This window comes from Variovorax sp. H27-G14 (genome assembly GCF_046156345.1).
GTDB lineage: Bacteria > Pseudomonadota > Gammaproteobacteria > Burkholderiales > Burkholderiaceae_C > Variovorax.
On record NZ_JAYLVN010000002.1, the window covers coordinates 146,928 to 159,441 of the forward strand.

The following is a 12,514-nucleotide window of genomic DNA, read 5'->3' on the forward strand; positions in this document are numbered from 1 at the left end:
GATCGACGAGCACACAGAGCGTGTCCAGGTGCACAGGGCGTCGGGTGCTCCCCGCAGCGAAATAAAGGAGGAGGGGCGCAGCCCCGGGGGACATTCGCGGAGGGGAGTACCCGGCGGCCTGTGCACACGCCCCGAACGAATCACCCCGCATCCCAAACGAACTACCTGGTGTGTCCAATGCACGCGCCGCGAACGAACCACAGCGGAAACCTGACATGAGCGTACTTGGCATCGACCAGATCACCTACGGCGCGGACGACCTGCCCGCATGCCGCCAGTTCTTCGAAGACTGGGGCCTGACGTTGACAGCGCAAGCCACCGACGAACTCGTCTTCGAATGCCTCAACGGCTGCAAGGTGATCGTCGCGGCGTTGAACAAACCGGGCCTGCCGCCCGCCATGGAAGACGGCCCAACCCTTCGCGAAGTGGTGTGGGGCGTCGAAAGCGAGGCAGACCTCGACCGCTACGCCACGGCCATCGCGCAAGACCCCGCCTTCTTCGACACCACCGTCGACGGCGCCCGCCGCATCGGCTGCATCGACCCCAACGGCCTGGCCGTGCGCCTGCAGGTCAGCCGCAAACATGCAGTGCAAGTCGACTGCGGCGCCATGAACACCTGGAACGCCAAGCCGCGCGTCAACCAGGCCGCGCCCATCTACGAACGCGCCACGCCCATCGAAGTGGGCCACGTCGTGTTCTTCGTCAACGACGTAGTGGGCACCAGCGCGTTCTACGCAGATCGCTTCGGCTTCATCGCGTCCGACAGCTACCCCAACCGCGGCGCCTTCATGCGCTGCGCGGCAGAGGGCGGCCACCACGACCTGTTCCTGCTGCAGATTCCTTCAGGCAAGCGCGGTCTCAACCACGTGGCCTTCACCGTGCGCGACATCCACGAAGTGTTCGGCGGCGGGCTGCACTTTTCGCGCCGTGGCTGGGAAACGCAACTGGGCCCGGGCCGCCACCCGGTGTCGTCCGCGTACTTCTGGTACTTCAAGAACCCGGCCGGCGGCCTCATCGAGTACTACGCCGACGAAGACCAGCTCACCGCCGACTGGCAACCGCGCGAGTTCGAGCCCGGCCCCACGGTGTTTGCCGAATGGGCCGTCGACGGCGGGCTGGACGGCCACACGCGCCGCCAGAAGAACGCCGAAGGACCCAAGGGCGCCTTCCTGACCGAAAAGAAATGAAGCTCACAAAGGCCCCCACCATGCAAAGACGTTTCTCCTTGCCGGCTCTGTTCTCGGCCATCGCCACGCTCGCGGCCTTTGCCGTGGCTGCACCCGTGCACGCGCAGCAGACCGATGCGCAGAAGCAGCTCGCCAGCGATCGCTTCACGCTCGTCTCGCCGTTCCCGCCGGGCGGGCCGGTCGACACGCTGGCGCGCATCCTGTCCGACGGCCTGGCCAAGCGCTACGGCCAGGCGGCGGTGGTGGACAACCAGGTGGGCGCGGCCGGCAACATCGGCATGGAGAAGGTCAAGCGCGCCAAGGGCGACGGCCACACGCTGCTGGTGATTCCGGCGGGCAACGTCACCATCAACCCGACGCTGATGCCCGCCTTTCCGTTCGACATGGCAAAAGACTTCGTGCCCATCACCATGCTGGCCAAGGCGCCCAACGTGCTGGTGGCGTCGCCCGGCTCGGGCATCAAGAACGCGAAGGAGCTGGTGGCACTGGCCAAGGCCAAGCCCAACACGCTGTCGTATGCCTCGCCCGGCGTGGGCAGCGGCCTGCATCTGGCGGGCGAGCTGTTCAAGCAGCAGGCCGGCATCGACATGCTGCACGTGCCCTACAAAGGCACCGCGCCCGCGCTCAACGACGTGCTGGGTGGCTCGGTGCCGCTGATGTTCAGCAATCTACCGGCCACGCTGCCGTTTCTGAAGCAGGGCAAGCTGGTGGCCATCGGCGTGACCGAGGCCAAACGCAGCGACGCCGCACCCGACATTCCGACGCTGGCGGAGCAGGGCATTCAAGGCGTCACCGTCACCTCGTGGTACGGCCTGATGGCGCCCAAGGGCACGCCGCCCGCCGTGGTCGAGCAACTGGCGAAGGACGCGGCCGAGATGCTCGCTGCGCCCGAGGTGCGCGAGCGCCTGAAGCTGCAGGGCATGACCGGCGCAGCCATGAAGCCCGCCGAGTTCGCCACCTACATCCGAGATGAAACGGCCACCTGGGCCCGGATCATCAAGGCCCGCAACATCGTGGCCGAGTAGGCCGACTCAAAACGCTGCACAACCGCAGGGGAAGCCTCCATGAAGACAAATGAATCGACCATCGGCATCGTGGGCGCCGGCATCGGCGGCCTGGTGGCAGCCATTGCGCTGCGCCGTGCCGGGCATGACGTGAGGGTGTTCGAACAGTCGAAGCAGTTCGCCCGCGTGGGCGCCGACATCAACCTCACGCCCAACGCTGTGCGTGCGCTCGACGGCCTGGGCGTGGGCGAAGCGGCCCGCGTGACCGCGGCGCGCCCGTCGCACCGCATCAGCCGCACCTACGACACCGGCGAGGAAACCTCGCGCCTGGAAATGGCCGACTCGGCCGAGCAGCGCTACGGTGCACCGCAGCTCACCATCCACCGCGCCGACCTGCTGGCGGCATTGACCGACATGTTCCCCGCCGAGCAGGTGACGCTGGGCAAACGCGCCGAAACCATCACGCCGGACGACCAGGGCGTGACCATTGCCTTCACCGACGGCACCAGCGCGCGCGTGGGCGCACTCATCGGCGCGGACGGCATTCACTCGTGCGTGCGCACGGCCATGTTCGGCGCGGAGAGCCCGCGCTTCACCGGCATCGTGGCCTACCGCGCCGTGGTGCCCGCCGAGCGCGTGGCCGGCGTGCCCAACCTGGGCGCCTTCACCAAGTGGTGGGGCCCGAACCCGCAGAGCCAGATCGTCACCTTCCCGCTGAACCGCGGCAAGGACATCTTCATCTTCGCGACCACGACACAAGACACCTGGCACCTGGAGTCCTGGACGGCGCCGGGCAGCGTGGACGAACTGCGCGAGCAGTACGTGGCCTACCACCCCGAGGCACGCGCCTTGCTCGACGCCTGCGACACCGTGCTGAAGACCGCGCTGTACGAGCGCGACCCCATGCCCGCGTGGACGCAAGGCCGCATGGCGCTGCTGGGCGACGCCGCGCACCCGATGCTGCCTTTCATGGCGCAGGGCGCGGGCATGGCCATCGAAGACGCGGTGGTGCTGTCGCGCCATCTCGACGGCGTGGCGCTGGCCGACGTGGCCGCCGCGCTGCAAGCCTTCGAGCGGGCGCGCATCGAGCGCGCAAGCCAGGTGCAGCTTGGCTCGCGCGGCAACAACTGGCTGCGCGAAGGCGGCAATGCCGACTGGGTGTATGCCTACGACGCGTGGACCGCGCCACTGGGCACGCCGGCCATCGCTGCGGTTGCCGTTGCCGTTGCCGAAACTGCCGCCGCCTGATTCATTCCACCTCACCCCACCGAGGCCCACGATGCAACAAGACCGCTACCTGCAACCGCACCAGGCGCGCCAGCGCCCCGCGACCACCTACGAAGACCTGCTGGGCGACGTGATCGAACGCGCCTTCGGCGACGGCATTCACGACCTGCCCGGCCTGGTGCAGCGCCTGAACGACAGCGGCCTGGCCACGCCCGGCGGCCAGCCCTGGACCGAAGCGCTGTACCGCAAGGAAATGGCCACGCTGGCCGGCTGAGAGGAACACACCATGACCATCGCCATTCAACCCATTGCCGCGGACCCGGTCGATCATCTGCTCGAGATCGGCCTGAAAGACCTGTGGTATCCCATCTGCCCCTCGCATTTCATCAAGGAGAACCCCGTCTCCCTGCGCCGCCTCGGCCGCAAGCTCGCGCTGTGGCGCGACGGCGAAGGCGTGCTGCATGCGCTGGAAGACCGCTGCCCGCACCGCGGCGCGCCGCTGTCGCAGGGCGTGATCCTGGGCGACCGGCTTTCGTGCCCTTACCACGGCGTGGAAGTGCGCCATGACGGCGTGGTCACGCGCGTGCCCGGCAGCCCCGGCTGCAAGCTCGAAGGCTCGCAGGCCACGCGGCACTTTCATGTGCAGGAGCGCGCGGGCGCGGTGTTTCTCTACAACTCGAAGGAATCGGTCGACGTGCCGCCGCCGCTGGTGCTGCCCGAGCAACTGACGGACGACGCCGAGTATTCGTCCTTCCTCTGCTACACCGAGTGGAAGGGCGACTACCGCTACGTGCTCGACAACGTGATGGACCCGATGCACGGCACCTACCTGCACAAGCAGTCGCACTCCATGGCCGAGGGCGATTCCAGCGCCAAGTTCGGCATTCGGCCGACCGACATCGGCTTCGTGTTCGAGAAGGAAGGGCAGCGCAACGTCAACTTCGACTGGACCGAGTGGGCCGACACCGGCATGCACTGGATGCGGCTCGAAATTCCGTACCCCAAGACCGGCGGCCCCGGCGGCAACTTCATCATCATCGGCGCCTTCTCGCCCATGGTGAAGGGCATGACGGCCACCTTCTTCTGGCGCGTGCGCAAGCTGCCCAAAGACTGGCAGCGCGACACCTGGCGCTTTCTGTACCGCAACCGCCTGGAGGCGCGCCACTGGCATGTGCTGGAGCAGGACCGCGTGATGCTCGAGGAGATGGAGGCCGACGCCAACCAGCACGAGAACCTGTACCAGCACGACCTGGGCATCGTTCGCCTGCGCCGCCACATGCGCAACCTGGCGGTGGCGCAGTTGGCCGAGCAGAGCAAGTCGGCCGAGGCCGCCACGGCCTGAGCGGGAGCGAGCGCAGCCATGTCTTCCCCCACGCTGAACGCCCTTGTGCACACCATGCGCTACGAGGCCGACGGCATCGTGAGCGTCGAGTTCCGACCGGCCACGCCGGGCGTGGACTTTCCCGCCTTCGAGGCCGGCTCCCACATCGACCTGCACCTGCCCAACGGGCTGGTGCGCAGCTACTCGCTGTGCAACCCCGCGAGCGACCGCCAGCGCTACGTGGTGGGCGTGCTCAACGACCGCAAGAGCCGCGGCGGCTCGCGCTACGTGCACCAGCAACTGCGGGTGGGCATGACACTGCCCATCTCCGCGCCGCGCAACAACTTCAAGCTGGTGGAGGCCGCGCAGCGTTCGGTGCTGGTGGCCGGCGGCATCGGCGTGACGCCCATCTGGTGCATGTTGCAGCGGCTGGTGGCCATCGGCCAGCCGGTCGAAATCTTGTACTGCGCGCGCACCCGCAAGGAGGCCGCCTTCTGCGAAGCCATCGAGGCGCTGGCAAGCGAAAAGCAGGTACAGCTCACCTGGCACTTCGACGACGAACAGGGCGCGCCGCCCCGGCTCGCCGAACTGCTGCAAGGCAAGGGCGCAGGCAGCCACTACTACTGCTGCGGCCCCACGCCCATGCTCGACGCCTTCGAGAAGAGCTGCGAACAACTCGGCTATGCCAACGTGCACATCGAGCGCTTTGCCGCCGTGCATGTGGAGGCGCCCGCCGCCACGCAGAGCTGCGTGGTCGAGTGCGTGAAGAGCGGCAAGAGCGTGGAAGTGCCCGCGGGCAAGTCGATTCTCGACAGCCTGATCGACGCCGGCCTCAACCCCGACCACAGCTGCAAGGAAGGCGTGTGCGGCGCCTGTGAAACCTCTGTGCTCGAAGGCGAGATCGACCATCACGACGGCATCCTCACCAAGATCGAACGTGCGTCCAACAAGACCATGATGATCTGCGTATCGCGCTGCAAGGGCGCGCGGCTGGTGCTCGACATCTGAACCCCCAGGCCTGCGGCCAGAAGAAAACCCCCCGAGATCCTTCATGAAAAAGTACTTGCTCACGCTGGTTTCGATCAGCGCGGCTGGCGGAGCGCTGGCCCAATCTTCCCTCACGATGTTCGGCGTGGTCGATGCCGCCGTCACCTACACCCAGGGCAGCGGCGCTGGCGCGGCCCACAAGACGCAGCTGAGCAACAGCGGCAACATGTTCAGCCGCCTCGGCTTTCGCGGCACCGAAGACCTGGGGGGCGGCTACTCGGCCAACTTCTGGCTCGAGATGGGGCTGCAGAACGACAGCGCGCTGGGCTTTCCGTCGAACTCGAACAATCAGGCCAGCGGCAACGGCACGGCCGGCGTGCTGAGCTTCAACCGCCGCTCCACCGTGAGCCTGGCCAGTGCGTTCGGCGAGGTGCGCCTGGGCCGCGACTACGTGCCCGCCTTCTGGAACACGGCCATCTTCGACCCCTTCGGCACGGGCGGCGGCATCGGCGCCAACCAGATCTATTTCTCGGGCCTGGGCGGGCTGGTGGCGCCCACGGGCACGCGCGCCTCCAACAGCATCGGCTACCTGCTGCCGGCCAGCCTGGGCGGCTTCTACGGGCAGGTGATGTACGCCATGGGCGAGAACGACTCCAACTCGCTGTTGCCCAACACGCTGGTGTCGAACCGCCACGACGGCGACCACACCGGCGCGCGCTTCGGCTACCAGAGCGGCGGGCTCAACATTGCACTGGCCACCGGCCGCACGCGCTACGCCAGCGGCGACCTGCGCGTGACCAACCTGGGCGCGGCGTACACCTTCGCTCCATCGCTCATGAACCTGAAGCTCACGAGCGAGCTGTACAAGGAGTCGAAGGGCAGCACCGACGCCACCGGCGCGCTCATCGGCCTGCAGCTGCCCATCGGCCCCGGCGAGATCAAGGCCTCGTATGCGCGCTACTGGCTGGAGCCGGCCGGCGCGCTGCTGAAGCCCACCTCGTCGAAGCTGGCCATCGGCTACGTGCACAACCTGTCCAAGCGCACGGCGCTGTACGCGACCGTCGCGCGCATCGGCAACAGCAACGGTGCCGCGGCGGCCCTGTCGGGCGCCATCACCGCGCGGAACCGGGCCTCCAGCGGCACCGAGTTCGGCATGCGCCACATGTTCTAAAGCGGGCGCGCGCCGCGCCTTCATTGCCACCCCACATCCGCAGGACAGGTCATGCACAGCAGCAGCAAGAACTTTCGTTGGTACGGCGTCATCACGCTGTTCGTGATCGTCGCGATCTCCTATGTGGACCGCATCAACATCGCGGTGCTCATCACCGACAAGGCCTTTTTGGCGCACGTGGGTCTGGCGGCGGACGACCGCGTGGGCCAGGGCTTTCTGGCCACGGCCTTCATGCTGGGCTACGGCGTGTCGGCCTTCGTGCTCACGCCGTTCTGCTCCGCGCTGTTCGGCGTGCGGCGCAGCCTGGTGTTCGGCCTGGTGCTGTGGGGCGTGGTGACCTGGGCTTCGCCGATGTTCGACAGCTACGGCATGCTGCTGGCCTCGCGCGTTCTGCTGGGCGTGTCCGAAGGGCCGCTGTTCTCGCTGGCGTCCGCCTACATCAAGGCGCACTTTCGCAGCGACGAAAACGGCAAGCCCAACGCCCTGGTGAACATGGGCACCGGCCTGGGGCTGGCGGTGGGCTATCCGCTGGTGGGCTGCCTGCTCACGCAGTTCGCATGGGACACCTCGTTCCATGTGCTGGGCATCATGAACATCGCGCTGGGCATTCCGCTGGTGCTGGCCTTCGTGCGCATGCCGGCCGCGCATGTCGACGGCGTGAAGCCTTCGTCTTTCGGCGAGGCGATGGCGCGCGTGGGCGGCATCGTGAAGGGCGCGCTGCACACGCGGCACCTGTTCCTCATCACGCTGCTGACCTCGGCGGCGCTGGCCTATCTGTGGGGCAGCAGCAACTGGCTGCCGACCTACCTGCGCGAGGCGCGCGGCTTCTCGCTGCGCGAGATGGGCTGGCTCGCTTCGCTGCCGCAGTACGCCACGGTGCTTGCAGTGTTCGTGGGCGGCGTGCTCATCGACAAGCTCGGCCGCGAGCGCGTGCCCTTCATCTTCATGGGCGCGAGCGTGGGCGTGGCGCTGTCGGTGCTGATGGCCATCAACGCACATGACCCGTATGCGGCGGCGTGCTGCCTGGTGGCGGCCAACTTCTTCTGGGGCCTGCAGAGCCCCGCCATTCCGAGCACGGTGCAGTATTGCTCGCGGCCCGAGCACACGGCCAGTGCCTTCGGCGTGACCAACGGCGCGGGCAGCCTGGTGGCGGGCTTCATGCCGGCGTTGATGGGCGGGGTGATCATGGCCGTATCGCATGGCAGTGGGGCTGCAGGTGCATCGGGCGCATCAGGTTTGGCCGTCACTTCGGCCGCATCGGCATCGGGATTTTTCGCCGGCTTCGCGCTGCTCATCGGCACGCAGGTGGTGGTGTTCGCTTGCGGTCTGCTGCTGTGGTGGCGCGATCGCACGCGCGGCGCTGCTGCAGTCTCTGGTTCACAGCTTTCGTAGCTTTTTCGAAGGCTGGTACCTTGGTACTGTGGCCGCGCTGTCACAGCGCGGCACACCGTTTTTCGTCATCTGCGTGAGCAGGTGTTTCTGCGGCAGAACCATCTTCTTAGCGCATGGCATGCGTTGCGTGCCATGACGCCATTCGGGCTATGACGCGCGAACATTTGGAGAGCGAATAGTTCCGCAATTCATTGAGCCGACGCAGTCGATCAGATAAAACTGGCGCACTTCAATGGACGAGGGAATGCGCGTGAAACCAACGACAAGAGCCGCAGAAAGTCTCCCCATGGCCGCGATGAAATGCACCGGGGCCGGCACCCGTATCAGCGCCTGCATCAGCGCTCCCATCAGCGCTCTCATCAGCGAGCCCATCAGCACCCCCATCAGCGCCGGTCTCACACCGCCGCAGCACCGCTCGACGCGCCCGCACGGGCACTGAGCAACACCCCGCTTTCGCTTCCCCTCAAGACCCCGCATGACGACGGGCATGGCGCGGCTCGCGCCTCGCATCCTGGGACCGCCTGAATTGCCGCGGTGAGACCCGTGCGGCCGCGTGATCCTGACGAACCGAGTGTTCGCCGGGAGGGCGTTGTGTTGCCCGCCGTTGCTGCGCAGCGGCTGTTCATTTCAGCACCGCGCGTGTTCCGCGCATCGCCGGCTATCAGCTGGCGCATGCAGGGGCGGCGCATGTTTCTTCTTACCCAGAATATCCAGAGGCAATCATGAAAAAACTCAGTACGTCGGTCTTCCATCATCTGACCATCACGGCAGTGACCCTTGCCGTGTTGACGGCATGCGGCGGCGGCGGAGACAGTGGCGGCGGCAGCTCGGCCGGTGGCGTCGGCCTTGGCGCACCGGCTGATCCGGTGGTGTCGGGCGACGCCAGCGGCAAGACACCCGACGACGGCGTGCCGAACGCACAGAGCCTTGCCGTGGCGGCGGTCGACCGCTCGGCCAAGCCGATGGAGCTGCCCGACACCGTGTGGCCCAGCAATTACAAGCTGTGGTTCCGCCCCGATGCAGCGCTCAAGACTTTCGTGGGCCGCGGCGATGTGGAGATCGAGGTGCTCAAGCCGGTCGACGCCATCGTGGTGGCCGCGCACAACCTGAACTTTGCCAAGGGCCGCACCACGCTGCGCAAGGTGTCGAACCCGGGCGTGGCCACGCCGCTGATTCCCACCCCGCAGACGCTGGGCGACTTCGTGCAGCTGCGCCTGAGCGACGGCCAGATCGCCAAGGGCAAGTACCTGCTGCACATGGAGTGGGACGGCAAGATCCAGTTCTCCGATGCCGAATATTGCCCGCCCGCCGAAGTGCAGCGCAACCCGTTCTGCTCGGCCGCCACCGGCGTCTTCAAGGTCGGCCTCTCCACGCCCGAGGGCGTGAGCAGCGACGCCATCGTGACCCAGGGCGAAACCAACTACGCGCGGCAGTGGTTCCCGGGCTGGGACGAGCCGGCGTTCCGCCACACCTTCGAGATTTCGGCCGAGGTGCCGGGCGACTGGAAGACGGTGTCCAACGGCGCGCAGACCGAGGCCGTGAAACTGCCCGACGGCTACCAGCGCGTGGCCTTCGAAAAGACGCCCTCCATGCCGATGTACCTCGCCTTCTTCGGCGGCGGCAAGTTCGATGTGCTGGCCGACAACTTCAGGAACCCGCTGGACGGCAGCGACATGCCGCTGCGCTGGTTCACCCCGCCGGGCCGCGCCGACTGGGCCAAGTTCGCGATGGCGTGGACCAAGGTGTCGATGGACTATTACTACAAGTACACCGGCATTCCGCTGCCGTTCAAGAAGTTCGACACCGTGGCCGCCAACGACAGCTACAACAACAAGCCCAACACCGGCTTCGGCGGCATGGAGAACTGGGGCTCCATCTTCGAGTTTGCCGACGCGGTGCTCACCAAGCCGGGCGACACGCCCACGCTGTATTCGGTGACGGTGGTCACGCACGAGGTGGCGCACCAGTGGTTCGGTGATCTGGTCACGCTCGACTGGTGGGACAACGTGTGGCTCAACGAGTCGTTCGCGCGCTGGTTCGAAAGGCGCACCACCATCAAGTTTCACCCCGAGTACTACAGCTTCTCCGACTACGTGCTGGACAAGCACAGCGTGATCGTGGCCGACCTGCGGAGCACGGCCGTGCCGGTGCAGCGCAACCTGAACGACGCGGGCTCGTTCGGCTTCATCAGCCCGTCGATCTTTGTCTACAACAAGGGCAGCCATGTGCTGGAAACCATTCAGAACTACATCGGCGAAGAGGCGATGCAGAAGGGCCTGCAGATCTACCTGAAGGACTACGCCTTGGGCAACGTCACGCCGTCGCGGTTGTGGAGTTCGCTGGAGAAGGCCACCGACAAGAAGGTGGCCGACATCGGCGACAGCTTCATCCGCCAGACCGGCATTCCGCTGCTCACGCTGGACGCGCAATGCGCGGGCAACAGCACCTACGTGAACATCACGCAGGAGTCGTTCCCCAACCAGAACCAGTTTCCGGCCTCTGCCTGGACCATTCCCGTCACGCTGGCCTATGGCGACGCGATGGACCAGCGCAAGACCTTCGTGATGAGCGGCAACAGCACGCAGGTGGAGCTGCCGGGCTGCACCGCGGTGCTGGCCGGGCCCACCGGGCAGGACTACTACGTGAGCAACTACAGCGCGCCTTCGTGGAGCGCGCTGCTGGCCAAGGCGCAGAGCTTTGCGGGCAACAAGCCGCTGCTGTTGAACATAGAGCGCGACGCGTTCCGGCTGCTGGGCGTGGGCCGCATCACGCAGGCGCAGTACGACCAGATCAAGGGCATCGTCAACCTGCCGGCCCCGATGCTGGCAAAGATGCAAGCCAGCGAGCAGAAGATGGTTGCGGTGGACGCCGGCTTGGAGAAGGAGGAGTACCCGCACGCGCTGCGCTTCCAGGGCAGCCTGAAGCTGCGCGAGAACGACAAGCGCTGAGCGCCTGAATGAATGCGTGGGCACGCATTGCCGGGCCACCGGCGGTGCGTGCCTCGTCCCTTCACGATCACCCGGAACCATCTCCATGCATACGAATTTGAAATGGCTTGCAGCGGCCTTGGCTGCCGTGGCCGCGATGCTGCTCGCCGGCTGCGGCGCGCGCGGCGAACCCGAGGCCGACCTGGTCGGCATCTATGCCGTCAAGCAGAACGGCGTGCTAAAGGAGCTCGTGAAGATCGAGCGGCAGGGCGAACGCTATGTGATGCGCGACAAGGTGCGCACCGCCGACTGGAGCGAGCCCAAGATGCAACTGCAGCCCGTCACGCGCGAGCGCTGGAGTCGGCTCACCGCCGACCAGGAGAACACCACCTTTGTGGGCGTGGCGAGCGAGCAGCTCGGCATCTTCAAGGTGCCAGCGGGCTGGAAGAAGAACGGCTTCAGCACCGAGACCGGCTACTTCCTGTTCTATTCAAGGGGTCCGGTGGAGGCCTACAAGCTCTGAGACACCCAGGCCCTTTCAGGCCGCGGGCGCCACCCCCGCGCCTTCGATGCGGTGGCGCTTCAGCGCATCCGCCACGAAGCCGCTGGCCTTCATCTCTTCCACGAACGACGCCAGCAGCGCCTGCGCCTGCGCACCGCGGCTGGCCGGCGTGCCCATGGCCTGCTGTATCACCATGAAGCGGCCCGGCAGCACGCGCACGCCGCTTGCGCGCAGCGCCTCGCCTTCGAGCATCTGGCGGATGCCGGCCGCCACCTCGACCTCACCCGCGCGCAGGGCCGCCAGCGCCGGGCCGGCGCCTTGCAGCCGCACGATGTCGGCCGCCTTGAGCTCGCGCGTCAGGAACAGGTCGTAGGCGCTGCCCGCGCCCACCGAGATGCGGTGACCCGGCGCATCGACCTGCGCGTTGTCGGTCAGCGCCGACGCGTCGGGCACCAGGTAGCTGCCCTCGATCAGCACGTAGGGCGCGGTGAACAGCAACCCCTCGCTGCGCGCCGGGTCGATGGCGAAGAAGCCGATGTCGGCCTTCTCGTTCTTCAACGCATCGACCGAGGCGGCGGCTTTCTCGAACACCACCAGCTCCACGCCCACCCCCAGGCGCCGGGCGAATTCGCGGGCCAGGTCGACGGACACGCCCACCGGCTCGCCGCTGGTGGCGTCCTTGTTGGCCAGAATGGGGTTGCCCAGATTGATGGAGGCGCGCAGCGTGCCACTGGGGGCGAAGGTGTGGGAAAGGGGTGTGGGCTGAGGCTGTGTCATGGCGTTCTGGCTGAAGGAA

At 66.8% G+C, this 12,514-nt stretch carries 12 protein-coding genes; 10 read left to right on the plus strand and 2 right to left on the minus strand.

Annotated features, from left to right (window positions below; all coding sequences use genetic code 11):
- The first annotated feature begins 215 nt into the window (after window positions 1-215).
- Genes VLK31_RS06180 through VLK31_RS06215 form a run of 8 tightly spaced genes read left to right on the plus strand, consistent with a single transcriptional unit; the run spans window position 216 to window position 8,289 of the window.
- The gene (locus VLK31_RS06180) at window positions 216-1,187 is read left to right on the plus strand and encodes a VOC family protein (protein WP_409167509.1); all 972 of its coding nucleotides are present in this window, start codon (window positions 216-218) and stop codon (window positions 1,185-1,187) included.
- A 20-nt stretch (window positions 1,188-1,207) separates the two neighbouring features.
- Complete coding sequence (locus VLK31_RS06185) at window positions 1,208-2,212, plus strand: Bug family tripartite tricarboxylate transporter substrate binding protein (RefSeq protein ID WP_409167510.1); 1,005 nt, start codon at window positions 1,208-1,210, stop codon at window positions 2,210-2,212.
- Between the two features lie 39 nt (window positions 2,213-2,251).
- On the plus strand, window positions 2,252-3,439 hold the full coding sequence (locus tag VLK31_RS06190) for an FAD-dependent monooxygenase (protein ID WP_409167511.1): 1,188 nt from the start codon (window positions 2,252-2,254) through the stop codon (window positions 3,437-3,439).
- 31 nt (window positions 3,440-3,470) lie between these two features.
- Complete coding sequence (locus VLK31_RS06195) at window positions 3,471-3,692, plus strand: recombinase-like helix-turn-helix domain-containing protein (protein ID WP_093129672.1); 222 nt, start codon at window positions 3,471-3,473, stop codon at window positions 3,690-3,692.
- A gap of 12 nt (window positions 3,693-3,704) precedes the next feature.
- A complete protein-coding gene (locus tag VLK31_RS06200) occupies window positions 3,705-4,760 on the plus strand; it encodes a Rieske 2Fe-2S domain-containing protein (protein WP_409167512.1) in 1,056 nt (351 codons plus the stop codon).
- Between the two features lie 18 nt (window positions 4,761-4,778).
- Entirely contained in the window at window positions 4,779-5,747 is a 969-nt protein-coding gene (locus VLK31_RS06205; RefSeq protein WP_409167513.1) for a PDR/VanB family oxidoreductase, read from the plus strand.
- A gap of 43 nt (window positions 5,748-5,790) precedes the next feature.
- Entirely contained in the window at window positions 5,791-6,897 is a 1,107-nt protein-coding gene (locus VLK31_RS06210; protein WP_409167514.1) for a porin, read from the plus strand.
- Window positions 6,898-6,948: 51 nt separating this feature from the next.
- The gene (locus VLK31_RS06215; RefSeq protein WP_409167515.1) at window positions 6,949-8,289 is read left to right on the plus strand and encodes an MFS transporter; all 1,341 of its coding nucleotides are present in this window, start codon (window positions 6,949-6,951) and stop codon (window positions 8,287-8,289) included.
- Between the two features lie 147 nt (window positions 8,290-8,436).
- On the opposite strand, the gene VLK31_RS06220 is transcribed toward VLK31_RS06215, so the two are convergent.
- Window positions 8,437-8,778, minus strand: a complete 342-nt coding sequence (locus VLK31_RS06220; RefSeq protein ID WP_409167516.1) for a hypothetical protein — start codon at window positions 8,776-8,778, stop codon at window positions 8,437-8,439.
- 233 nt (window positions 8,779-9,011) lie between these two features.
- On the opposite strand from VLK31_RS06220, the gene VLK31_RS06225 reads away from it, so the two are divergent.
- On the plus strand, window positions 9,012-11,237 hold the full coding sequence (locus VLK31_RS06225) for a M1 family metallopeptidase (protein WP_409167517.1): 2,226 nt from the start codon (window positions 9,012-9,014) through the stop codon (window positions 11,235-11,237).
- Window positions 11,238-11,322: 85 nt separating this feature from the next.
- Window positions 11,323-11,739: a hypothetical protein gene (locus VLK31_RS06230; protein ID WP_409167518.1), complete on the plus strand. Its 417-nt coding sequence runs from the start codon at window positions 11,323-11,325 to the stop codon at window positions 11,737-11,739.
- A 15-nt stretch (window positions 11,740-11,754) separates the two neighbouring features.
- Here the strand turns inward: VLK31_RS06230 and VLK31_RS06235 are convergent, their stop codons facing one another.
- Window positions 11,755-12,495: a transporter substrate-binding domain-containing protein gene (locus VLK31_RS06235; RefSeq protein WP_409167519.1), complete on the minus strand. Its 741-nt coding sequence runs from the start codon at window positions 12,493-12,495 to the stop codon at window positions 11,755-11,757.
- Window positions 12,496-12,514 lie beyond the last annotated feature (19 nt).

Bases quoted from the DNA above. Each gene is read 5' to 3' on its own strand.
- VLK31_RS06180 (WP_409167509.1), top strand. From the start codon at position 216: ATGAGCGTACTTGGCATCGACCAGATCACCTACGGCGCGGACGACCTG.
- VLK31_RS06185 (WP_409167510.1), top strand. From the start codon at position 1,208: ATGCAAAGACGTTTCTCCTTGCCGGCTCTGTTCTCGGCCATCGCCACG.
- VLK31_RS06190 (WP_409167511.1), top strand. From the start codon at position 2,252: ATGAAGACAAATGAATCGACCATCGGCATCGTGGGCGCCGGCATCGGC.
- VLK31_RS06195 (WP_093129672.1), top strand. From the start codon at position 3,471: ATGCAACAAGACCGCTACCTGCAACCGCACCAGGCGCGCCAGCGCCCC.
- VLK31_RS06200 (WP_409167512.1), top strand. From the start codon at position 3,705: ATGACCATCGCCATTCAACCCATTGCCGCGGACCCGGTCGATCATCTG.
- VLK31_RS06205 (WP_409167513.1), top strand. From the start codon at position 4,779: ATGTCTTCCCCCACGCTGAACGCCCTTGTGCACACCATGCGCTACGAG.
- VLK31_RS06210 (WP_409167514.1), top strand. From the start codon at position 5,791: ATGAAAAAGTACTTGCTCACGCTGGTTTCGATCAGCGCGGCTGGCGGA.
- VLK31_RS06215 (WP_409167515.1), top strand. From the start codon at position 6,949: ATGCACAGCAGCAGCAAGAACTTTCGTTGGTACGGCGTCATCACGCTG.
- VLK31_RS06220 (WP_409167516.1), bottom strand. From the start codon at position 8,778: ATGCCCGTCGTCATGCGGGGTCTTGAGGGGAAGCGAAAGCGGGGTGTT.
- VLK31_RS06225 (WP_409167517.1), top strand. From the start codon at position 9,012: ATGAAAAAACTCAGTACGTCGGTCTTCCATCATCTGACCATCACGGCA.
- VLK31_RS06230 (WP_409167518.1), top strand. From the start codon at position 11,323: ATGCATACGAATTTGAAATGGCTTGCAGCGGCCTTGGCTGCCGTGGCC.
- VLK31_RS06235 (WP_409167519.1), bottom strand. From the start codon at position 12,495: ATGACACAGCCTCAGCCCACACCCCTTTCCCACACCTTCGCCCCCAGT.